This window comes from Streptomyces sp. NPDC048639, assembly GCF_043199075.1.
Classification (GTDB): Bacteria; Actinomycetota; Actinomycetes; order Streptomycetales; family Streptomycetaceae; genus Streptomyces.
Map to the genome: position 1 here is coordinate 188820 of NZ_JBICVP010000007.1, position 21742 is coordinate 210561.

Consider the following 21742-nt stretch of genomic DNA (forward strand, 5'->3'; position numbering starts at 1 on the left):
ACGGCGGGCACGGAAGGCGCGAGTGCACGACGCGTACGACCGCGCACGACCACGTACGACCGCGACCGCCGCGGCTGCTCGGCCTCGACCCGCGGTCCCTCGACCCGCGGTCCCTCGACCCGCGGTCCCTCGATCCGCGGCCCTCGACCCCCGGCCCGGCCTCTCCATCCGCGACCCTCGCCCCCGGCCCCTCCACCCGCGGCTCCTCGACCCGCGACCCACCGCCCGAGCCGACGGCAGCGGCCCGTCCGGGCCGGACGAATGCCCGGCCCGGGCGGGCCGTCAGGAGCGGCGCCGTGCGGTTCAGGCGGCGGTCGTGTGCCCGTCCGCCACCGTGAGGGCCGCGTCCAGGGCCGAGAGACCCTCCTTGGCCTCGGCCTCGGTGATCGTGCACGGCGGCACGACGTGCGTACGGTTCATGTTCACGAAGGGCCACAGACCGTTCTTCTTGCACGCCGCGGCGAAGGCCGCCATGGGAGCGTTCGCCTCGCCCGCCGCGTTGTACGGCACCAGCGGCTCATGCGTCGCCTTGTCCTTGACGAGGTCGAGCGCCCAGAAGACGCCGAAGCCGCGCACCTCGCCCACCGACGGGTGGCGCTCGGCGAGTTCGCGCAGCCCGGGGCCGAGCACCGTCTCGCCGATACGGTCCGCGTTCTCGACGATCCCCTCCTCCTCCATCGCGTTGATGGTCGCGACGGCGGAGGCGCAGGCCAGCGGGTGACCGGAGTAGGTCAGGCCACCCGGGTACGGCCGCCGGTCGAAGGTCGCCGCGATCTCCGCGGAGATCGCGACGCCGCCGAGCGGTACGTAGCCGGAGTTGACGCCCTTGGCGAAGGTCAGCAGGTCGGGCACGACGCCGAAGTGGTCGGCGGCGAACCAGCGGCCCGTTCGCCCGAAGCCCGCCATCACCTCGTCGAGGACGAAGACGATGCCGTGGCGGTCGCAGATCTCGCGGACGCCCGCGAGGTAACCGGGCGGCGGCACCAGGACGCCCGCCGTGCCGACGACGGTCTCCAGGATGATCGCCGCAATGGTCTGCGGGCCCTCGAACGCGATCGTCTCCTCGAGGTGGGCCAGCGCGCGCTCGCACTCCTGCGCCTCGGTCTCGGCGTGGAAGTGGGAGCGGTAGAGGTACGGGCCCCAGAAGTGCACGACACCGGCCGAGGCCGTGTCGGAGGGCCAGCGGCGCGGGTCACCGGTGAGATTGATCGCCGCGGCGGTGGCGCCGTGGTACGAGCGGTAGGCGGACAGCACCTTGGAGCGGCCGGTGTGCAGACGAGCCATGCGCACCGCGTTCTCGACCGCCTCCGCACCACCGTTGGTGAAGAAGATCTTGTCGAGGTCGCCGGGCGTGCGCCCGGCTATGAGGCGCGCCGCCTCCGACCGCACGTCCACGGCGAAGCCGGGCGCGATGGTGCACAGCTTGCCGGCCTGCTCCTGGATGGCCGCGACGACCTTCGGGTGCTGGTGGCCGATGTTGGTGTTGACGAGCTGCGAGGAGAAGTCGAGGTAGCGGTTGCCGTCGTAGTCCCAGAAGTACGAGCCTTCCGCACCGGCCACCGGCAGGGGGTCGATGAGCCCTTGTGCGGACCAGGAGTGGAAGACATGGGCGCGGTCGGCGGCCTTGACAGCCTTCCCGACCTGGGGATCTGCAAGAGGGTTCATGCCGCCCAGCGTATGAATCCGCACGGGGCGCCCGACACCGCCAATGTGTATGTCCTGCGCCACGTCGCCCGGCACCCTGTCGGGTCGGGTCGGGTCGGGTCGGGACCGCAGGCCGGATCGGGACCGCGGGCCGGATCGGGACCGCAGGCCGGGTCGGGACCGCGGGCCGGGGCGCCTTCGGTCCGGCCGGGCCCGCCGCCCTCCCCCTTCCGGTTCCGCACTCCTCGGGCCTCCCCGTCCCGTCCGTTCGCGCGTACGGCATTCCGGCTCGCGATTCCCGTTCGGCGTCCCGCCCCGCCTCCGTCACTGTCCGGTCCGTGGACACCGGGCACGGACCGGCCAGCGACCGCGCACGGGCCGGACACGGACTGGACCGGACACACCTGCACAACAATCCGGAGGAATACGGACGTTGAGCCCGACCGTACGGCGACACGGTCGGCACGGGGCGACCGGACCGTTGGGACGCCGTCCGACCGGGGCCCTATCCTCGTCGCACCGCAACCGCGACCGGGGGAGACCACCCGCTATGGAAGAGCTGCGAGCCGAGGATCCGCAATGGATCGGGGCGTACCGGCTGCTCGGCAGGCTGGGCGCCGGCGGTATGGGGGTCGTGTTCCTGGCGCGTTCGGACCGGGGCCGTACGGTCGCGGTGAAGCTCGTCCAGGCCGAGCTGGCCCGCCAGCCCGACTTCCGGCGGCGGTTCGCACACGAGGTGGAGGCCGCGCGGCGGGTGGGCGGCCGATGGACCGCGCCCGTCCTGGACGCCGACACCGAGGCGGAAACCCCCTGGGTGGCCACGGGCTACATCGGCGGCCCGTCACTCCAGTCGGTCGTCTCCGACGACTTCGGCCCGCTGCCGGAGCACTCCGTACGCACGCTCGCGGTCGGTCTCTCCTGCGCCCTGCGGGACATCCACGGCGCGGGGCTGGTGCACCGCGACCTCAAGCCGTCCAACGTCCTGGTCACCATCGACGGCCCGCGCGTCATCGACTTCGGCATCGCCCGCGCCACGGAGACGCTCGCGGGGGGCGGTCTCACGATGACGGGTGCGGTGGTCGGATCGCCGGGCTTCATGTCGCCCGAGCAGGTGCGCGGCGAGCGCGTGACGTCCGCGAGCGATCTGTTCTGCCTCGGCTCGGTTCTCGCGTTCGCGGCCACCGGGCGCCAGCCGTTCGGCACGGCCAACAGCGGGATGCACGCGCTGATGTTCCGCATAGCCGAGGAGGAGCCCGACCTGACCGGGCTCCCGGACGGGCTGCGGGACATCGTCCTCGGCTGCCTCGCCAAGAAGCCGGAACAGCGCCTCACCGTCGACCAGGTGCTGGAGCGGACCGGCAGCACCGACGACGAGCCGTGGCTGCCCGGCGGGCTGCTGGCCCGGCTCGGACGGGACGCCCTGCAGCTCCTGGAGACGGAGACACCCCAGCCGACGGGCCGTTCCGACGCCGCCGGCCCGTCGCACGGGCCATCGGTTCCGCCGCCCGCGACGGGCCCCGGCACAGGCCATGCCACCGGCTTCGCGGCAGGCCCCGCGACCGGCGCGATATCCCCGCCGTCCACCCCGCCGCCCGGCCCTGTGCACTCCACCCCTCCGCCGCCGTACGCCCCCTCGACGCCACCGCCGTACGGTCGATCGACTCCCCCGCCGTACGGTCCCTCGACTCCGCCGCCGCCCGGCCCGCAGGCTCCGTGGGGCATGGCAGGCGGGGCCGCCCCTTACGGCCCGGCGCCCGCGCCGGCTCCGGGCCCCGGCCCGTACCGGCCGCAGACGAGTGCGCCGCCCCTGTGGAAATCGGGGCGCAGCCTTGCCAACGCGCTCTCCGTCTTCATGGCGCTGACGCTTCTCTACGCACTGATCGATCTGTTCCTCAACTTCGCGCTCTACGACGCCTACGACAGCAATGCGTACGCCGACATCGACGACCTCAAGAGCACGGTCGAGGCCTTCGCCGGGTTCGGCGCCCTGACAGTCATTCCGACCATCGTGCTGTGGCTGGTCTGGTTCTGGCGGCTGTCGGTGAACACCGAGGTCATCGCGCCCGGGCGGCAGCGGTTCAGCCGCGGGTGGGCCGTCGGGTCGTGGTTCACGCCGGTCGTGCAGCTCTGGTTCCCGAAGCAGATGGCCAACGACATCTGGCATGTCATGGCGCCCGCGGCGCAGCACGGACCGTACGGGGGCCGCGCCCCGGCGCCCTCCCGGGCTTTGCTCAACTGGTGGTGGGGGACGTACTGCGCGACGTTCGTGACCGGCTTCCTCACCTCGCTCGTGGAGGTCGCGGCCAGTACGAACAACGACATGGCGGGCCTCGCGGCGTGGACGATCATGTCCGACATCGCCTCGCTCGTGGCGGGCGTCCTCGCCCTCGGCTTCATCCAGCGGCTGACGTCCTGGCAGGAGCGGCTGGCACCGCACCGGCCGTACTGAACCCCCCTTCTCCCGATTGACAGCATGCTGCGTTTTTGACAGCATGCTGTCCATTGGTGGTGCCGAGGCACCGGGAACCGAGGAGCAGCCATGACCAGCCGAACCGTGCACGTGGCCGTCTACGACACCCTCGCCGACTGGGAGTTCGGTCACGCGACCGCCCACATCAACGACACGACGTACCACCGCGCGCCCAAGACCCCCCTCACCGTCGCCACCGTCTCCCCGGACGGCAAGGAGTCCGTCACCACGGCAGGCGGCCTGCGCATCCGGCCCGACGCGGCCCTCGACGACCTCCGGCCCGAGGACAGCGCCCTGCTGATCCTCCCCGGCGCCCAGCTGTGGCTGACCGGCGAGAGCCTCGTCCCCTTCGCCCGCAAGGCACGGGAGTTCCTGGCCGCGGGGGTGCCGGTGGCCGCCATCTGCGGCGCCACCGCGGGCCTCGCCCGCGAGGGCCTGCTCGACGACCGGGACCACACCAGCGCCGTACCGGAGTACCTCGCCCCGCAGCCGGGGTACGGGGGTGCCGGGCGGTACCGCGACGCGGACGCGGTCAACGACCGCGGGCTGATCACAGCAGGACCGACCGAGTCCGTGGCCTTCGCGCGGGAGATCCTGGCCGAACTGGACGTGATGGAGCCGCACATCCTGGACGCCTGGTTCCGGCTGTTCGCGCACGGGGACGCCGCAGCCTTCCCCGTCCTGATGAGCGCAACCGCGTGACGTCACGGACCCCCTCGCCGCGGAGCGCTCCGCCACGGCAGGACATGACGGCAGGACGTGACGGCGGACGGGAGAACGACGTGACGAAGGACGAGGCGGAGGGAACGAAGGAAGCGCCGGAGGACATGCCCGCGCCGGAGATGCTCTCCCGCGCCGCGCTCGCCGTCTTCCGCCTCAACGGCCAGTTCCTGGGCGTCGCCGAGCAGTTGGCCCGGCCCGCGGGGCTGACCGCCGCCTGGTGGCAGGTCCTCGGCGCCGTGCTCCGGGAGCCGCTCCCCGTCTCCGGCATCGCCCGCGCGATGGGCATCACCCGGCAGAGCGTGCAGCGCATCGCCGATCTGCTGGTGGACAAGGGCCTCGCCGAATACGTGCCGAACCCCGCGCACCGCCGTGCCAAACTGCTCCGCCCGACCGACGAGGGCCTCGCGGCCGTACGCCGTATCGCCCCGGGACACGCGGAGTTCGCGGCGCGACTGGCCGACGAGCTGAGCCCTGCCGAACGCGCCGCGACCGTACGGGTTCTGGAGCGTCTGTCCCGCGCCCTGGAGGCCGCCGGGGAACCCTGAGTACCCGTGCCTCTATTCTCTCCGCTGACACGGTTGCAACTTGCGGGGGTCGGGGGAGGCGGCGGGAAACATGGACGAACTGAGGGCCGGCGACCCGCAGCGGATCGGGGCGTACCGGCTGTTGGGCCGGCTCGGCGCGGGCGGCATGGGCGTGGTCTATCTGGCCCGCTCGGACCGGGGCCGTACGGTCGCGGTCAAGCTGGTCCGCCAAGAGCTGGCGGAGCAGGACGAGTTCCGGGGGCGCTTCCGGCAGGAAGTGCAGGCCGCGCGCCGGGTCGGCGGTGCGTGGACGGCGCCCGTCCTGGACGCCGACACCGAGGCGGCGATCCCCTGGGTCGCCACCGGCTACATACCCGGGCCGTCCCTGCGGACCGTCATCGGCGAGCACGGACCGCTGCCCGAACACGCCGTACGCGTACTGGCGGCCGGCCTCGCCCACGCCCTTCAGGACATCCACGCCGCGGGCCTGGTCCACCGCGACCTCAAGCCGTCCAACGTCCTCATCACCCTCGACGGCCCCCGCGTCATCGACTTCGGCATAGCCCGTGCGCTGGAGACCTTGACCGACGGCGGGCTCACCCGCACCGGCGCGATGGTCGGCTCCCCCGGCTTCATGGCCCCCGAGCAGGTGCGCGGCGAGCGCATCACCCCGGCCTGCGACGTCTTCTGCCTGGGGACGCTGCTGGCGTACGCGGCGTCGGGGGCGATGCCGTTCGGCTCTGGCAGCGGGGTGCACGCCACGATGTTCCGGATCGCGGAGGAGCCTCCGGACCTGGCGAAGGTGCCCGCGGGGCTGCAGGGGCTCGTGACCGCGTGCCTCTCCAAGGACCCTGCCCAACGGCCCACCGCCGGAGGGGTGCTGGAGTTCGCGGGTGTGCCGGCGCACACGTACGGGGAGCCCTGGCTGCCCGGCGGTCTCATGGCCCAGCTCGGCCGGCACGCCATGCGGTTGCTGGAGGCCGAGAGCCCGGAGACGGGCGAGATCCCGGTGGTGGGTGAACCGGCGACCGGACCGGGGACGCATGCGGGAACGGCCCCGGAGACGTATCCGGGAGCGCCCCCGGCGACGATGTCCGCGACGACGCCCGCGCACGCGACCACCCCGGCCGCACCCGCGCAGGCGACTCCCCCGGCGACGCACCGCGCGACCAGCCCCCGCGCCTCCACGCCCGGCATCCCCGCCGCCACGGCGCCGAAGGCGTCGGGACGCCGCAAGGGCGCGACCGCCCTGCTGGTCGCTGTGGCGCTCGCCGTGACCACCCTGGCCGGCGTGTCCATCTACTCCCGGATGAACGACTCCGGGGCGTCCGGCTCCCCGTCCTCGGACGGCCGCGGCGCCGTGCCCAAGAAGTACCTCGGCACCTGGGAGGCCCGGTTCGGGTCGTCCAGCACCGACGTACGCCGCATCACGCTGCGCCAGGGGCCGGTCGGCGACCAGGTCTTCACCATGACCGCCCAAGGGGCCTCGTACCACTGCGAGTTCACCGCCACTCTGACATCCGCGGGCCCGCCCGTGGAACTGGGCCGGTCCAAGGTGACCCGGGGGAAGGCGGCGTCCTGCAAGCCGGGGCCCGCGACGACGCTGGAGCTGACCTCGGGCGGGGCGCTCCGCCGTATGTTCTCCGATGACAGCGCGGCGCCGCTGACGTACCGGAAGGTCCAGCGCTAGACCGCCGCCGGCCGGTCACCGCCTCGACGGCCGGCCGCCCTCGGGCCCGTACGGCCCCTCAGCCCTGTACGGCGCCTCAGCCCCGTACGGCCGCGAGCAGCGCCGCCGACTCCTCCGCGTCGAGCCCGATCCCGAAGACCTCCTCGAGCGTCTTGGGCACGTCGCCCGGTTCGAGCTGCCGCGCGTCGCCCGAGCCGTCGGGGTACATGGTCCCCAGCTCCGTCCGGTCCAGCCGGTACGTGACCTCGGGCAGCATCTGCTGGACGAGCAGCCGGCTCACGAAGGGCGAGCGGGGATGGGTCGCGGTGTAGTGGTTGATCACGTCGAAGTCGACCGCGTAGTGCGGGTCGAGCGTGAAGCCGTGCAGGTCGAACCAGCCGTCCTCACGCAGCTGGTGCAGCACCCACTGCTCCACACCGGGACCGGACGTCTGCAGTTCGAGACGGTAGTGCCAGCCGCCGTGCGAGGCCTCGCCGCCGTCGAGCAGCTCGATCGGGCTCAGGGGACTTCCGCCGAACCCGATGTCGGACAGCCACATCCGGCCCGTGTCCGACGTCTCCGCGGTCTCGACCTGCACCAGCGCGTGCGTCGCGGGCCGGAGCTTGCCGGTGGCCATACGGACACGGGCCGCTATGCCGGTGACGCCGAATCCGAGCCGTTCGAGGGCGGCGGCGAAGAGCTTGACGTGCTCGTAGCAGTAGCCGCCGCGAGGCCGGCGGACCATCTTGTCCTGCAGCCCGACGACGTCGAGACGGAGCGTCCGGCCGAGCAGGATGTCCACGTTCTCGAACGGGATCGTCGAGACGTGCCCGAAGTGCAGGGCGCGCAGCGTCTCGACCGTCGGGGCGAGGTCCCCGTCGAAGCCGATCCGGGCGAGGTAGGCGTCCAGATCGAGCAGCTCGCCGTCCCATCCGAATCCGGCGTCGGAGTGTTCCATGTCTACGACGCTAGGACCTCCGCCCCGGCTCTGCTCGGCGTCGGGACGCAGTGCGCCCCGGCAGGGCGGTGCTCTGCCGGGGCGTACTGCGTCCCGACGCCTCCCACCTGGGTGGGAGGCGGCGGGGTCCGGGGGTCCCTGGAGAGGGGCCCCAGGGGTCCCTAGAGGAAGGAGTTGATCTCGATGGTCTCCGTGCGGCCCGGGCCGACGCCGATCGCGGAGATCGGGGCGCCCGACATCTCCTCCAGCGCCTTCACGTAGTTCTGGGCGTTCTTCGGCAGGTCGGAGAAGGTCTTGGCCTGCGTGATGTCCTCGGACCAGCCCGGGAGCATCTCGTAGACCGGCTTCGCGTGGTGGAAGTCGGTCTGGCTGTAGGGGAGTTCCTCGACGCGCCTGCCGTCGATCTCGTACGCCACGCAGACCGGGATCCGCTCCCAGCCGGTGAGCACGTCGAGCTTGGTCAGGAAGAAGTCGGTGAGGCCGTTGACTCGGGTCGCGTAGCGGGCGATGACCGCGTCGAACCAGCCGCAGCGGCGGTCCCGGCCGGTCGTGACACCGCGCTCGCCGCCGATACGGCGCAGCGCCTCGCCGTCGTCGTCGAACAGCTCGGTCGGGAAGGGCCCGGCGCCGACGCGGGTGGTGTACGCCTTGAGGATGCCGATGACCCGGTTGATCTTCGTCGGGCCGACCCCGGCGCCCGTGCAGGCGCCGCCCGCGGTCGGGTTCGAGGAGGTCACGAACGGATACGTACCGTGGTCGACGTCCAGCAGCGTGCCCTGGCCGCCCTCGAAGAGGACGACCTTGCCCTCGTCGAGCGCGTCGTTGAGGACGAGCGTGGTGTCGGCGACGAACGGCCTGATCTGCTCGGCGTATCCCAGCAGTTCCTCGACGATCTTCCCGGAGTCGATGGCCCGCCGGTTGTAGAGCTTGGCGAGGATCTGGTTCTTGAAGTCGAGGGCCGCCTCGACCTTCTGCAGGAGGATCGACTCGTCGTAGAGGTCCTGCACGCGGATGCCGACACGGTTGATCTTGTCGGCGTAGGACGGGCCGATGCCGCGTCCCGTGGTGCCGATACGGCGCTTGCCGAGGAACCGTTCCGTCACCTTGTCGATCGTGGTGTGGTAAGGCGTGATCAGGTGGGCGTTACCGCTGACCAGGAGCTTCGAGGTGTCGACACCGCGCTCGTTCAGCCCGCTCAGCTCGGAGAGCAGGACCGCCGGGTCGACGACGACGCCGTTGCCGATGACCGGGGTGCATCCCGGCGACAGGATTCCGGAAGGGAGGAGGTGCAGGGCATACTTCTGGTCGCCCACGACCACCGTGTGGCCGGCATTGTTGCCGCCCTGGTAGCGCACCACATAGTCCACGGAGCCGCCGAGCAGATCGGTGGCCTTCCCCTTGCCCTCGTCACCCCACTGAGCACCGAGCAGCACAAGTGCGGGCACAGGCGTACACCCCTTCCGGGCGGGGCATGTCCAACGTGCCGGACGGCTCGCCACTACGGGCGGCGGCCGCCCGGAGCCGTCGAAGCGGTGCCCCGGATAGACGAAGCCCCTGACGCAACAGCGACAGGGGCTCTTGCACCGAGAGATTACCTGAGGAAGGACCGAGGTGTCGGCCCCAGGACCCAGTGGGCGCCCGCTGCTCGTGGTCATCGACCCGGCCGCGCGGCGAATCGACGGCGAGGCCGTCCGGATCGCGAAAGATGTGCTGTGCGCGGGCGCGAGCGCCAAGATCTGCCTCCCGGCGGATCCCGAGGAGATCGCGCGGGCGCTGGCCCGCCGCGGCAGCCGACGGCCGGTGGTCGTGGGCGACGACGCGGCGCTGCTGCGCATCGTGGGCCTCCTCCACCGGGAACGCGCTCTGGGCGCCGCGGCGCTGGCGCTGGTGCCCGTCGGCGGATCGGCGAACGAGGTGGCCCTGGCCCGCGCGCTCGGCGTTCCGGCCGGGCCGGTCGAGGCGGCACGGGCTGTGCTCGACGGGATCGACCGCCGGCTCGATCTGCTGGTGGACGAGAGCGACGGCGTCGTCCTGGGCGGGCTGCACATCCCCGAGATCCATGAGGCGGGCTGCGACGGAGCCGACCGCGGGCGGTGGTGGGAGCCGGGCCTGCGGACCTGCCGCACGCTGGTTCGGTCCCTGACGCCGGGCGGCCCCGGATCTCCCCGCCGGCGCACGGCCGCGTCCCCCGAGCCGCAGGGCCCGGGCGAGGAGCCGGACGGCCCCGGCCGCACGGGGCGGGGCGACCGCACGGGGCGGGGCGACCGTACGGGCAGAGGCGAGCGCGGGGTCCACCGGCTGCGCGTCGAGGCGGACGGCGTGCTGCTCGCCGATCTCGACCACCCGGTCGAGGCGGTGTCGGTGACCACCGGGGGACCGCACGCGGACGACGACGGGCTGGCAAGCGTCGTGGTCCGGCCGGGCGCGAACGGCGGGGGCGCGGCGCCCCGTACGGTCCGGGCCCGCGCGATCACGGTCTCGGGGCCGGACTTCCACTACCGGGCGGACGCGCAGGTGGGCGGCCCGGTCAGGACCCGCACCTGGACCGTCCATCCCTCCGCTTGGCGTCTCACGCTCCCGCGCAGGTGACGCCCGCCCGGGGTCGGTGACCGAGCCTGCGGGCCGCCACCGCTCCGGGCCCCCGGTGGCGCGCTATCCGGACCCGGCCGCCCCGGCGTCGCGGGCGCGTTCGTCGCGGGCGGCCTTGTGCTCCCGCCAGCGGTCGAGCAGTCCGAGCAGTTCGTCGTGGAGGAAGTCGAAGAACTCCGCCGTCTCGGCCAGCCGCGTGCCCGCGGGGGTGTCCTCCCCCACGGCCTCGGCGCCCTCGCGGAGGGTGGACCGCCAGCGGAGCAGGGACTGGTCCCGCCGCGTGAACGACTCGTACCAGATGTCGCTGTAGACGCGGTAGCGGTCGCGTCGGGTACCCGGCTCGCGCTCGCGGCGGACCACGTCGACCTGGCCGAGGTAGCGGATCGCACCGGAGACGGCCGCCGGGCTGATCCGGAGCCGCTCGGCCAGCTCGGACGAGGTCATCGAACCGGAGTCGGAGGCGAGCAGCGCCGCGAAGACCCGGGACGCCATGCGCTGCATGCCCGCCTCGGTCAGGTCGGCGGCGAACCGCTCGACGAAGCGGGACACGGCGTCGTCGTCGCGCTCACCGGGGTCGTCCACCGTTTCGGCCGTACCGTCCATCGCTTCATCATCTCCCCTGCTCAGCAAGCGGTCCGCATCCCCCGAGGCCTAATTTATACGGTTCCTTAACTTCACAAATTTGTGAAACTAGCGTACGTTCCAAAACATGAAGCAGGCAATCGACCCCGCTCTCGCGATCCACGCGATCGGCCTCCACAAGTCCTTCGGCCGGACCCACGCGCTGGACGGCCTCGACCTCGCCGTCGAGACCGGTGAGGTGCACGGCTTCCTCGGCCCCAACGGCGCCGGGAAGTCCACCACCATCCGCGTCCTCCTCGGCCTGCTGCGCGCCGACGGCGGCACCGCCCGGCTGCTGGGCCGGGACCCCTGGCGGGACGCGGTCGATCTGCACCGCCGCGTCGCATACGTGCCGGGAGACGTCACCCTGTGGCGCAACCTCTCCGGCGGTGAAGTCATCGATCTCTACGGGCGGTTGCGCGGCGGCCTGGACAAGGTCCGCCGCGCCGAAATGCTCGACCGCTTCGAGCTCGACCCGACGAAGAAGGGGCGCAGCTACTCCAAGGGCAACCGGCAGAAGGTCGCCCTGGTCGCCGCCTTCGCCTCCGACGTCGACCTGCTGATCCTGGACGAGCCGACCTCCGGCCTCGACCCGCTCATGGAGGAGGTCTTCCAGGACTGCGTCCGGGACGAGCGGCAGCGAGGCCGTACGGTCCTGCTCTCCAGTCACGTCCTCAGCGAGGTCGAGGCGCTGTGCGACCGGGTCAGCATCATCCGCAAGGGCGCGACCGTCGAGACCGGCTCGCTGACCGAGCTGCGGCACCTGACCCGTACGTCCGTCACGGCCGAACTGGCGGGCCCGCCCAACGGGTTGTCGCGACTGCCCGGCGTCCACAACCTCGACGTCCGGGGGACGAGGGTCGGGCTCCAGGTCGACACCGACAAGCTCGACGGCGTACTGCGGCGGCTGAGCGAGTCCGGAGTGCGCAGCCTGACCAGTACGCCGCCCACGCTGGAGGAGCTGTTCCTGCGCCACTACCAGGACTCACCGGACTCCCCCGGCTCCTCCGGCACCGCGCCCGCGGGCGACGCCTCCGCCGACACCGCCACCACCGGCGACGCCGAAGGGGCGATGTCGCGATGACCGCCGTGGCCGACGTCCCCGCCGCGCGCGCGGGCGGATCGCGCAACCTCGCGGGCACCGGCACGCTCATGCGCCTCGCGCTCCGCCGCGACCGCGTGATGCTGCCGGTGTGGGTGGCCGTCGTGACCATCGCCGTCGTCAACTCCGTGGAGGCCATCAAGTCCTACTACGGCAGCGCCGCGGACCGGGCCGACCTGGCCCGGTCGATGACCGCCAACGGCTCCCTCCGCGCCCTGTACGGACCGGTGTTCAGCGACTCCGTCGGCGGCCTGACCGCCTGGCGCATGGTCGGCTACGCCGGCGTCTTCGCCGGGATCATGAGCCTGCTCATCGTCGTCCGGCACACCCGCGAGGAGGAGGAGACCGGCCGCCAGGAGATGCTGTCCTCCGCCGTCGTCGGCCGCCGCGCCCCGCTGACCTCGGCGATCCTCGCGGCCCTGACCGCCAACGCCCTGATCGCCCTCCTCATCACCCTCGGCCTCATCGGATCCGACCAGCCGGCCGGCGGATCGCTGGCCCTCGGCCTCGCGATCGCGGGGCAGGGCCTGTGTTTCGCGGGGGTCGCCGCCGTCACGGCCCAGCTCACCGAGAGCGCGCGGGCGGCGAGGAGCCTGGCGGGCGCTGCGGTGGGCCTGGCGTTCATGCTGCGCGCGGCGGGTGACGCCGCGACCGCCGACGGATCCTCCCTGCTGACCTGGATCTCCCCGGTCGGCTGGGGGGAGAACGTCCGTGCCTTCGCCGACAACCGGTGGCCCGTGCTGCTCCTGCTGTACGCGGCCGCGGCGCTCACGGCTGCCGTCGCGTACGTCCTCGCGGGGCGCCGCGACATCGGCGCGAGCTTCCTGCCCGCCCGGCCCGGTGCGCCCGCCGCACCGGGCCGGCTCAACGGCCCGTACGGACTCGCCTGGCGGCTCCAGCGCGGCTCGCTGCTCGGCTGGTCGCTCGGCTTCGCCGCCGCCGGCGTGGTCTTCGGCAGCATGACGGACGGGGTGGCCGACCTGGTCGGCGACAGCGAGAGCACCCGGCAGGTCCTCGAGCGGATGGGCGGCCGGCAGGGCATCACCGACTCCTTCCTCGCCGGCATGATCGGGATGCTCGGCATGGTCGCAGCGATCTACGCGGTGGGCTGTGTGATGCGGCTGCGCGGCGAGGAGACCGCGGAGCGGGCGGAGCCGGTCCTCGCCGGGGCCGTGAGCCGGCTGCACTGGGCGGCGAGCCACCTTGTCTTCGCCTTCGCCGGCACGGTCGTCGTGATGCTCTCCGGCGGGCTGGGGATGGGGCTGGGCCACGGCCTCGCGGTCGAGGACATCGGCGGGCAGATGCCGCCGGTGCTGGGCGCGGCCCTGGCCCAACTCCCCGCCGCCTGGGCGCTGGCCGCGGTGGCGATGCTGCTCTTCGGAGCCGTACCGAAGGCGTCGGTCGCGGGCTGGGCGGTGGCCGGGGCGTGCCTGGCCATCGGATGGCTCGGCCCCGCCCTGAACGTGCCGCAGGGGGTCATGGACCTCTCGCCCTTCGGGCACCTGCCGAAGCTCCCGGGCGGCGAGGTCGCCGCGGCCCCGTACGTCTGGATGCCGGCGCTCACCGCGCTCATGACGGCCGCGGGACTCGCCGCCCTCCGGCGCCGCGACCTGAGCCAGTAGGACGGGGCGCGTACGGGGGTGCGTGCCCACCGCGATGGTCCTCCCGCCCTCCGCACGGCGGGAGGACCATCGCCTCAGACCTCCACCATCAGTTCCTCCAGGCCGCGGATCACATAGCCCGGCTTCCACTCCGGCTCCGCCACGAGCCGCAGCCGCGGCGCCCGCTCCAGCAACGCCCCGAAGGACGCGGCGAGTTCGATACGGGCCAGCGGCGCGCCCAGGCAGTAGTGGATCCCGCCCCCGAAGGTGATGTGCGGGTTGTCCTCGCGGGTCAGGTCGAGCCGGTCGGGCTCGGTGAACCGGGCGGGGTCGCGGTTCGCGGAGCCGAAGAGCAGAGCGACCTCCGCGCCGCGCGGGATGACCTCACCGCCGAGCTCGATGTCGTCCATGACCCAGCGCTCGAACATCTGCAACGGGGTGTCGTACCGCATCAACTCCTCGACGGCGCGCGGGAGTATCACGTCCGGCGCGGCGCGGAGAGCGGCGAGCTGTTCGGGGTGGCGGAACAGCGTCAGCCAGCCGTTGGCGGTGGTGTTGACGGTCGCCTCGTGGCCGGCATTGAGCAGCAGGACACAGGTGGAGATCATCTCCTGCTCGCTGAGCCGGTCCTCCGCGTCGTGCGCGCCGATCAGCGCGCTGATCAGGTCCTCGCCCGGGGACTTGCGCCGCTGGGCGATCACGTCGTGGAGGTAGGCGGTGAACTCGACCGACGCCCGGACCGCCCTGCGGGCCGTCTCCTCCGTCGGGTTGAGCTCGAACATCCCGACGATGTCGGCCGACCACGGCCGCAGCAGCCCCCGGTCCTCCGGCGGCACCCCGAGCATCTCCGCGATCACCGCGACCGGCAGAGGCTCGGCGACGCGGGCGAGCAGATCCCCACCACCGTCGGCGACCAGCCCGTCGGCCAGCTCGCCCGCAAGCCGCTCGACGGTCGGCGTCAGCCGCTGCACCGTGCGCGGCGTGAACGCCTTCGAGATCAGGCGCCGGATCCGGGTGTGGTCGGGCGGCTCCAGCTCCAGCAGGCCGTATCCGTTGAGCACATGGAACGGCTCGTGCTCCGGTGGCGGCGGGGTCCGCCCGAACTCCTCGTGGGTGAAGCGGTGCGTGTACGTACGGGCCAGCCGCCGGTCGCGCAGCAGCGCGCTCACATCGTCGTAGTACGGGACGAGCCACTGGTTGCTGGGCTCGAACCAGTGCGCGCGTCCGGCCGCCCGCAGCCGCGCGTACGCCGGATAGGGATCCGCGACGAAGACCGGGGACCACGGATCGAACCATGAGACCGCTGCATCCATGTGGAGACGCTACCCGCCCGGGGTGACGAGCCCGATCTCGTACGCGAAGACGGCCGCCTGCGTACGGTCCCGCAGGCACAGTTTGACCAGAATCCGGCTCACATGCGTCTTCACCGTGGCCTCGCTGACGATGAGGCGCGTGGCGATCTCGCCGTTCGACAACCCCTGGGCGATCAGCGCCAGCACCTCCGTCTCCCGCTCGGTGAGCGCCTCGATGCGGTCCATGCGCGGGGCCCTGGGCGCGCCGAGGCGGGTGAACTCCGACAGCAGCCGCTTGGTGACGGTCGGCGCGAGCAGCGCCTCGCCGGCCGCCACGACCCGTACGGCGTCGGCGAGCTGGCGGGCGGAGGCGTCCTTCAGCAGGAAGCCCGAGGCACCGGCGCGCAAGGCCTCGAAGACGTACTCGTCGAGGTCGAAGGTCGTCAGGATGAGCACCCGCGTCCCGGTGTCCTCGGCCCGGTCGGCGACGATGCGGCGGGTGGCCTCCAGGCCGTTCATGCCGGGCATCCGGATGTCCATCAGCACCACGTCCGGGCGCAGTTCGGCGACCTGGGCGACCGCCTGGTGGCCGTCGAGGGCCTCGCCGGCCACCTCGATGTCGGGCTGCGCCCCCAGCAGCACGGAGAAGCCCTCGCGGACCATCATCTGGTCGTCCGCGATCAGTACCCGGATCGTCATGCGGGCCCCTCCTGGGCGTCGGCCTGCCCCACGGGCAGGAACGCGGCGACCTCGAAGCCGCCGTCGGCAGTGGGCTCCGCGGTCAGCTCGCCGCCGAGCATCGACGCCCGCTCGCGCATGCCCATCACGCCGTGGCCGAGGCCGGGCGAGGGCCGGACGTCGGCGGTGGGCCGGGTGTTGACGATGCGCACACCGATACCGGTGAGGACGTACGCGACCTCGACACGGACCTGGGAACCGGGTGCGTGGCGCAGGGCGTTGCTCAGCGCCTCCTGGATGATCCGGTACGCGGACAGCTCCACACCCTGCGGCAGCGGCCGGGTCGCGCCGGTCCGCGCGACCTCGACGTCCAGGCCCACCGCCCGTACGCCCTCGACCAGTTCGTCCAGCCGGGAGAGGTCGGGCTGCGGCGCGTCCGGGACGGCCGTGCCGTCGGGGCTCTCGAAGCGCAGGACGCCGAGGACCCGGCGCAGCTCGGCCAGCGCCTCGACGGCGCTGCCGCGGATGGTGGAGAAGCTCTTCGTCAGCTCCTCCGGCGGATCGGACACCCGGTACGGCGCCGCCTCCGCCTGGATCGCGATCACCGACATGTGGTGCGCGACGACGTCGTGCAGCTCCCGGGCGATACGGGCGCGCTCCTCCAGCAGCGTGTGCTGCCCGCGTACGTCGGCGACCAGCGTCTCCTGCTCGGCGACCCGGCCGCGGGCGAGCCACCAGCCGCGCAGGGCGACGGCGATGCCGAGGAAGAAGCCGGACAGGACGGCGAGGCCGCCCACCTCGGTGTTGTCGCCGTCCCCCACCGCACTGAAGACACCCATGGCGAGGGCCGAGATCACCCACATCTCGATCGCCACCCGTGGCCTGGACCGGAAGGTGACCAGGACCATGACCACGACGTGCAAGAAGTAGGCCTCCCCGGACAGGTCCGGAAGGTAGAGGGACACGACGGTGACGGCGAGGGACAGCCACCACGCCCCCACGGGCCGCAGGAGGACGAGCACGAGCGGCGCTGTGTGCGCGACCGCGAAGAGCAGGGCGAGCAGATCGCTCCAGGGCGACCAGCCCGTGGCTGCCGAGTAGTCGGCCAGGAAGAAGAAGAACGCGAGGACCAGGATCGCGGCGTGGGGCAGCCAGCGTCCCCCGCGCCTCTCCAGCCTCGGCCACGCGGCGATCCGTTCGGCACTGATGGGCGGCAGCGGGCGGAAGGCCCACGCCGCACGCAGCAGATCCTCGCGCAGGCCGTGCCAGGCGACCCGGGCTATGCGGGACTCGGTCCACGCGGGGGGTGTCGTCGTCTCGTTCACCCGCAGAACGCTACGCATGACCCGGGCCCGCGTCGTCACCGTTGCAGCCGACTTTCCGGCATCCGTCTGAAGGATGACGTGCCGGTCCGCGGCCGAGGCTGTCCGGTCGCCGGCGCACCGGGGCACGGGGCGTGCGGGGTGTGTGCGCACGGGGGCACGGGGCGTGCGGGGGCACGGGGCGTGCGGGGCGCGGGGCGCACGGGGCGGGTTCAGCCCGTGAGGCGTCGGATCTCGTCGGTGACGGCCCCGGCCTCGGGGCAGTACGGGTCGATGAGCGGGAAGTGCCCCGCACCGTCGAGGAGCACGAACCGCACCCGCTCCCCCAGCCGTTCCGCCTCCGCCGCGAAAGCCCGCGCGACCTGCTGCGGAACGACGGTGTCAGTGGCACCGTGCACGATCGTCGTGGGGATGCCGGTGGGAAGCAGCGCCGCGGGGTCGGCGTACGCGCGCCGGGACGCGTACGGGGCCGGTCCGCCGAGGAACTGGACGACGGCATCGGAGCACACCCCCAGCTCCCGTGCGGTCGTGAAGTCGGCGATGGGTGCGAGGGCGACGACGCCGCTGACGGGGGGAGGCGAGGCCAGGTGCCAGCGGGAACCGGACCGCTGCCGGTGGCGCGCGGCGGCCCACAGGGCGAGGTGCCCGCCCGCGGAGTGCCCGGCGAGCACCGGACGCCCGGTGTCGACGCTGCGCCACGGACGGACGCGGGACGGGGCGCCGACGCCCGCGCCATCGCGCGGGGGCGCGGCTTGTACGCCATCGCGCGGGGGCGCGGAGGGTGCGCCACCACTCGTGCCCCGGTCGTCCGCGTACGGGCCGTGCGCGACATCGGCGGCTGCCAGGTCCGCGATCATCGTGGGGATGCGGTCGACGGCCAGCGCGACATCGTCGAGCGTCTCGGGCCACCGTCCGGCGAGGTGGGCCACCGGCGCGGGCCCGCCGCCGGGCGCCCCGGGTTCCGGGGACGCCTCCCGTCCCCCGCCGCCGGGTTCCGGCGCATGCCCGCGGCGGTACTCGACCGATGCCACGGCGAAACCGTGCACCGCCAAGTGGGCCGCGAGGGGCGAGATGTGCTGCCGATCGTACGGAGCGCGCCACGCGCCGCCGTGGAACAGGACGACGAGCGGGGCCTGACCGTCCCCTCCGCGCGGTGCGAAGAAGTCGACGACCTGGTCGGGGAGTTCGCCGTACGGGAGGGTCGCGTCGGCGGGCACGGGCGGGTACGACAGCACGGCCTCGGGGTCGCGCCGGCCGGCGCTCCGCCCGGCCCCCGCTCCGGCCCTCCGGCTCTCCCCCGTACCGTCCGCGGACCAATTCGGGCCCCTGTCGGCGGTGCGGGGCTCCCCGCTCACCCGGCCCTGCACGGGCGGGTGAGCGGGGAACTCCGGGGTGTCCGGGCCGGGCACGCGTCAGACCTCGTCCGGCTCGGCAGCAGCGGTGCCGGCCCCGGAGCCGCCGTCCTGCCCGGCGCCCCCGTCCTGTGCCTCGAGAACCTCGGCCAGGACACGGGCGGCGCGCTCCGCGTCCGCGAACGACGTGTACAGCGGCGTGAAGCCGAACCGCAGCACATCGGGGCGGCGGAAGTCCCCCACCACGTCCCTGCCGATGAGCTCCCGCATCACCGCTCCGGCACCGGCGCACCGCAGCGCGATCTGGCTGCCGCGCTCGGCGTGCGCCGCCGGCGTGACCGACTCGACCCGCCCCAGCGGTACGTAGTGCCCCACGCAGCGCAGGAAGAAGTCCGTCAGCGCCAGGCTCTTGCCGCGCACCGCCTCGACCGCGACACCGTCCCAGACCTCGAGCGCGGCCTCCAGCGCCAGCATGGACAGGATGTCGGGCGTGCCCACGCGGCCCCGGAGGGAGCCGTCGGCCGGGGTGTAGGAGGCGGCCATGCCGAAGGGGTCGGCATGCGAGTTCCAGCCGGGCAGCGGCGAATCGAACTGCGGCTGCAGCTCGCGCCGTACGTACAGATACGCCGGTGCGCCCGGGCCGCCGTTGAGGTACTTGTACGTGCAGCCGACCGCGAAGTCCACGCCGTGCTCGTCGAGTCCGACCGGCAGGGCCCCGGCGCTGTGGCACAGGTCCCACACCACCCGCGCCCCCGCCGCGTGCACGGCGGCCGTGGTGCCGGGCAGGTCGTTCAGCCGCCCGGTGCGGTAGTCGACGTGGTTGACGAGGGCGGCCGCGGTGCGCGGACCGGCCGCGCCCGGCACCTCCGCCGGCTCCACGGCGCGTACGCGGCAGCCGGTGAGCCGGGCGGCGGACTCGGCGATGTAGCCGTCGGTGGGGAAGGTCGAGGCGTCGACGAGCAGTTCGTCACGCCCCTCACCGGCGATCCGTACGGCCGCGACGACGGCCTTGAAGACATTGACGCTCGTCGAGTCCCCGACGACGACCTGGCCGGACGCGGCGCCGATGAGCGGGGCGATCCGGTCGCCGATCCGCTCGGGCGCGGTCCACCAGCCGCTCTCCTCCCACGAGCGGATGCGCAGCCGGCCCCACTCGCGCTCGATGACATCCGCCATCCGTCCGGGCACGGCACGCGGCAGCGCGCCCAGCGAGTTGCCGTCCAGATAGCTGACGGCGTCGTCGAGCGCGAACCGGTCGCGCACCGCGGCCAGTTCGTCCGCCGCGTCCAGGCGTGCCGCCTCGTCCGCGAGCGCGCCGCGGGAGGGTTCCTCGTGCAGGGCGGCGGCGCCGCGCAGGGATTCAGACATGGCTGCGCGCCGTCCACAGCTCGGGGAAGACATGCTTCTGGGCGCGCTTCTCCAGCCAGGCGACCCCCGCGGAACCACCGGTCCCGGTCTTGGAGCCCATCGCCCGTCGCGTGGCGACGAGATGGTCGTTGCGCCAGCGCCAGACCAGTTCGGCGACCTCGGTGAGCGCCTCGCCGAGCTGGACCAGCGCGTCGCTCTGCTCGCCTGAATAAACCTTTTGCCAGGCGCGCTCCACATCCGGGGAGGGCTCGTGGCGCAGGCTTGGGTCGCGGTCGAGGACGGCATCCGGGATGCCGTACCCGCGGCGGGCGAGAAGCCGGATCACCTCGTCGTAGAGGCTCGGCTCGGTCAGCGCCTTCTCCAGCTCGGCATGGACGCGCGGGGCGCCCCGGTGCGGGACGAGCATCGACGCGGACTTCTCGCCGAGCAGGAACTCCAACCGCCGGTACATCGCGGACTGGAAGCCGGAGCCCTCACCGAGCGCGCTGCGGTAGGAGTTGAACTGCGCGGGCGTCAGATGCGCCAGCGGCTTCCAGGAGGCGTTGAGCGACTCCAGCTCGTACGTGGAGCGCTTCAGGGCGGCCATCGCCACCGGCAGGTCGTCCTGGCGCAGCGCCTCGGCGGCCGTCTGCCACTCGTGGACGATGACGGTGAACCACAGCTCCATCACCTGAGTGGTGACGAGGAAGACCATCTCGCCGGGGTCGTCGGAGAGCGGGTGCTGGAGGTGGGTGAGGACGTCCGCCTGGACGTAGTCCTCGTAAGGCGTCGTGCCCGCGAAATCCAGGTTCGGGGCCTCGGCACCGGGGTCCGCGCCGCTTTCGGGACCGCTTTCGGGACCGCTTCCGGGCGCGTTGGGGTGGTGCGACATCGCTGTCTCCTCGTGCGTGCTACCGGGTAGCGGTCCGCTCCTTCCTCTCGGCATCGGAGCCCCGGTCCCCTCGCCGGCGCCGATATCAGGGATCGGGCCGACCACAGCATCATCCGTGCCCCTCGCGCGGTACGGCAAGGGCCTGCCCGGGCGATCGGCCCGGGCAGGCCCTGGGAATCCGCGGACGATCCGCGGGGTGATCAGCGCTGATCAGCCCGGCGGCCCGGTGCGCGCAACGGGGTCCGGTGGTCGCGCTGTTGCGGTGATCAGGTGAGGGTGTCGGCCGCGGTGGGCGAGGACTCGCGCAGGAAGCCGGCGCAGCGCTCGTACTCCTCCTGCTCGCCGATCGCCTGAGCGGCGCGGGCGAGGGCGTGCAGCGCCCGGAGGAAGCCGCGGTTCGGCTCATGCTCCCACGGCACCGGGCCGTGGCCCTTCCATCCGCTGCGGCGCAGCGCGTCGAGCCCGCGGTGGTAGCCGGTACGGGCGTACGCGTAGGACTCGACGACCCGGCCGTTCTCGAAGGCGCCGTCGGCGAGCTGCGCCCAGGCCAGGGAGGAGGACGGGTACTTCGCCGCCACGTCGGCGGGCGCGGTGCCCGAGGCGAGCATGTCGCGCGGCTCGGGGTCGTCGGGGAGGTGGGTCGGGGGCGGGCCCCCGAGAAGGTTTTCGTGAATGGCCATGACCTCAAGTCTGCCGGACGCCCGGACGTCCGTGGAGCCCGGCGTTCGCGCCGTGGAACGCCCTCGGCGAGCGGCACCGGCCCGCGTGCTCGCTGCGCAGTCACGCCTGCGCGGAGGGTGGACCCCGGAGGCGTGACGGCGCAGAGGGCTCCCGTACGGATCCGGCCCGCGCCCGGACGCCCGTACGCGCGCACCCACACGCCCGTGCGCTCGGGCCGCACGCTCTGCGCACCGGCGCTTGCAGCCCGCATCCGGGCGTCCGCACGCCTGCCCGCCCC

18 protein-coding genes are annotated in these 21742 nt (G+C 73.1%); 7 read left to right on the forward strand and 11 right to left on the reverse strand.

All coding sequences use genetic code 11. The features are described from left to right. Positions 1-303: 303 nt before the first annotated feature. Positions 304-1665, reverse strand: a complete 1362-nt coding sequence (locus ACGFNH_RS20775) for an aspartate aminotransferase family protein (RefSeq protein ID WP_393655742.1) — start codon at positions 1663-1665, stop codon at positions 304-306. Between the two features lie 529 nt (positions 1666-2194). On the opposite strand from ACGFNH_RS20775, the gene ACGFNH_RS20780 reads away from it, so the two are divergent. The 4 genes from ACGFNH_RS20780 to ACGFNH_RS20795 all read left to right on the forward strand — a co-directional run bounded on the left by ACGFNH_RS20780 (position 2195) and on the right by ACGFNH_RS20795 (position 7051). Continuing rightward, positions 2195-4093, forward strand: coding sequence for a DUF4328 domain-containing protein (locus ACGFNH_RS20780; protein ID WP_393655744.1), 1899 nt, complete (start codon positions 2195-2197; stop codon positions 4091-4093). A gap of 90 nt (positions 4094-4183) precedes the next feature. Next, complete coding sequence (locus tag ACGFNH_RS20785; RefSeq protein ID WP_393655746.1) at positions 4184-4816, forward strand: DJ-1/PfpI family protein; 633 nt, start codon at positions 4184-4186, stop codon at positions 4814-4816. A 125-nt stretch (positions 4817-4941) separates the two neighbouring features. Continuing rightward, the gene (locus tag ACGFNH_RS20790; protein WP_393656150.1) at positions 4942-5382 is read left to right on the forward strand and encodes a MarR family winged helix-turn-helix transcriptional regulator; all 441 of its coding nucleotides are present in this window, start codon (positions 4942-4944) and stop codon (positions 5380-5382) included. A gap of 70 nt (positions 5383-5452) precedes the next feature. Next, complete coding sequence (locus tag ACGFNH_RS20795; protein ID WP_393655747.1) at positions 5453-7051, forward strand: serine/threonine-protein kinase; 1599 nt, start codon at positions 5453-5455, stop codon at positions 7049-7051. A gap of 76 nt (positions 7052-7127) precedes the next feature. On the opposite strand, the gene ACGFNH_RS20800 is transcribed toward ACGFNH_RS20795, so the two are convergent. Together ACGFNH_RS20800 and ACGFNH_RS20805 are read right to left on the reverse strand one after the other, a co-directional pair. Then, positions 7128-7988, reverse strand: a complete 861-nt coding sequence (locus ACGFNH_RS20800) for an arylamine N-acetyltransferase (protein WP_393655749.1) — start codon at positions 7986-7988, stop codon at positions 7128-7130. A 161-nt stretch (positions 7989-8149) separates the two neighbouring features. Beyond that, positions 8150-9433, reverse strand: coding sequence for an adenylosuccinate synthase (locus ACGFNH_RS20805; protein WP_393655751.1), 1284 nt, complete (start codon positions 9431-9433; stop codon positions 8150-8152). A 166-nt stretch (positions 9434-9599) separates the two neighbouring features. On the opposite strand from ACGFNH_RS20805, the gene ACGFNH_RS20810 reads away from it, so the two are divergent. Beyond that, positions 9600-10577 (forward strand): hypothetical protein, encoded by a 978-nt coding sequence (locus ACGFNH_RS20810; RefSeq protein WP_393655753.1) that lies wholly within the window; start codon positions 9600-9602, stop codon positions 10575-10577. 63 nt (positions 10578-10640) lie between these two features. Here the strand turns inward: ACGFNH_RS20810 and ACGFNH_RS20815 are convergent, their stop codons facing one another. After that, positions 10641-11180, reverse strand: coding sequence for a GbsR/MarR family transcriptional regulator (locus ACGFNH_RS20815; protein ID WP_393655755.1), 540 nt, complete (start codon positions 11178-11180; stop codon positions 10641-10643). Positions 11181-11286: 106 nt separating this feature from the next. Between ACGFNH_RS20815 and ACGFNH_RS20820 the strand changes: the two genes are divergently transcribed. Next, entirely contained in the window at positions 11287-12282 is a 996-nt protein-coding gene (locus ACGFNH_RS20820) for an ATP-binding cassette domain-containing protein (protein WP_393655757.1), read from the forward strand. Continuing rightward, positions 12279-13922 (forward strand): ABC transporter permease, encoded by a 1644-nt coding sequence (locus tag ACGFNH_RS20825; RefSeq protein ID WP_393655759.1) that lies wholly within the window; start codon positions 12279-12281, stop codon positions 13920-13922. The genes ACGFNH_RS20820 and ACGFNH_RS20825 overlap by 4 nt, the downstream gene beginning before the upstream one ends. Before the next feature lie 74 nt (positions 13923-13996). On the opposite strand, the gene ACGFNH_RS20830 is transcribed toward ACGFNH_RS20825, so the two are convergent. From ACGFNH_RS20830 to ACGFNH_RS20860, 7 genes are all read right to left on the reverse strand, one after another. Then, positions 13997-15214: a cytochrome P450 gene (locus tag ACGFNH_RS20830; protein WP_393655761.1), complete on the reverse strand. Its 1218-nt coding sequence runs from the start codon at positions 15212-15214 to the stop codon at positions 13997-13999. Between the two features lie 9 nt (positions 15215-15223). Beyond that, positions 15224-15892, reverse strand: a complete 669-nt coding sequence (locus ACGFNH_RS20835) for a response regulator (RefSeq protein ID WP_393655763.1) — start codon at positions 15890-15892, stop codon at positions 15224-15226. Beyond that, complete coding sequence (locus tag ACGFNH_RS20840) at positions 15889-17196, reverse strand: sensor histidine kinase (protein ID WP_393655765.1); 1308 nt, start codon at positions 17194-17196, stop codon at positions 15889-15891. The genes ACGFNH_RS20835 and ACGFNH_RS20840 overlap by 4 nt, the downstream gene beginning before the upstream one ends. A 209-nt stretch (positions 17197-17405) precedes the next feature. After that, on the reverse strand, positions 17406-18410 hold the full coding sequence (locus ACGFNH_RS20845) for an alpha/beta hydrolase (protein WP_393656152.1): 1005 nt from the start codon (positions 18408-18410) through the stop codon (positions 17406-17408). A 195-nt stretch (positions 18411-18605) separates the two neighbouring features. Then, entirely contained in the window at positions 18606-19913 is a 1308-nt protein-coding gene (kynU, locus tag ACGFNH_RS20850; RefSeq protein ID WP_393655767.1) for a kynureninase, read from the reverse strand. Continuing rightward, positions 19906-20784, reverse strand: coding sequence for a tryptophan 2,3-dioxygenase family protein (locus tag ACGFNH_RS20855; protein WP_393655768.1), 879 nt, complete (start codon positions 20782-20784; stop codon positions 19906-19908). The genes kynU and ACGFNH_RS20855 overlap by 8 nt, the downstream gene beginning before the upstream one ends. 266 nt (positions 20785-21050) lie before the next feature. Further along, on the reverse strand, positions 21051-21464 hold the full coding sequence (locus ACGFNH_RS20860; protein ID WP_393655770.1) for a DUF3151 domain-containing protein: 414 nt from the start codon (positions 21462-21464) through the stop codon (positions 21051-21053). Positions 21465-21742 lie beyond the last annotated feature (278 nt).

Coding starts and splice junctions, on each gene's coding strand:
- ACGFNH_RS20775 (WP_393655742.1), bottom strand. CDS start 1,665: ATGAACCCTCTTGCAGATCCCCAGGTCGGGAAGGCTGTCAAGGCCGCC.
- ACGFNH_RS20780 (WP_393655744.1), top strand. CDS start 2,195: ATGGAAGAGCTGCGAGCCGAGGATCCGCAATGGATCGGGGCGTACCGG.
- ACGFNH_RS20785 (WP_393655746.1), top strand. CDS start 4,184: ATGACCAGCCGAACCGTGCACGTGGCCGTCTACGACACCCTCGCCGAC.
- ACGFNH_RS20790 (WP_393656150.1), top strand. CDS start 4,942: ATGCCCGCGCCGGAGATGCTCTCCCGCGCCGCGCTCGCCGTCTTCCGC.
- ACGFNH_RS20795 (WP_393655747.1), top strand. CDS start 5,453: ATGGACGAACTGAGGGCCGGCGACCCGCAGCGGATCGGGGCGTACCGG.
- ACGFNH_RS20800 (WP_393655749.1), bottom strand. CDS start 7,988: ATGGAACACTCCGACGCCGGATTCGGATGGGACGGCGAGCTGCTCGAT.
- ACGFNH_RS20815 (WP_393655755.1), bottom strand. CDS start 11,180: ATGGACGGTACGGCCGAAACGGTGGACGACCCCGGTGAGCGCGACGAC.
- ACGFNH_RS20820 (WP_393655757.1), top strand. CDS start 11,287: ATGAAGCAGGCAATCGACCCCGCTCTCGCGATCCACGCGATCGGCCTC.
- ACGFNH_RS20825 (WP_393655759.1), top strand. CDS start 12,279: ATGACCGCCGTGGCCGACGTCCCCGCCGCGCGCGCGGGCGGATCGCGC.
- ACGFNH_RS20830 (WP_393655761.1), bottom strand. CDS start 15,214: ATGGATGCAGCGGTCTCATGGTTCGATCCGTGGTCCCCGGTCTTCGTC.
- ACGFNH_RS20835 (WP_393655763.1), bottom strand. CDS start 15,892: ATGACGATCCGGGTACTGATCGCGGACGACCAGATGATGGTCCGCGAG.
- kynU (WP_393655767.1), bottom strand. CDS start 19,913: ATGTCTGAATCCCTGCGCGGCGCCGCCGCCCTGCACGAGGAACCCTCC.
- ACGFNH_RS20855 (WP_393655768.1), bottom strand. CDS start 20,784: ATGTCGCACCACCCCAACGCGCCCGGAAGCGGTCCCGAAAGCGGTCCC.
- ACGFNH_RS20860 (WP_393655770.1), bottom strand. CDS start 21,464: ATGGCCATTCACGAAAACCTTCTCGGGGGCCCGCCCCCGACCCACCTC.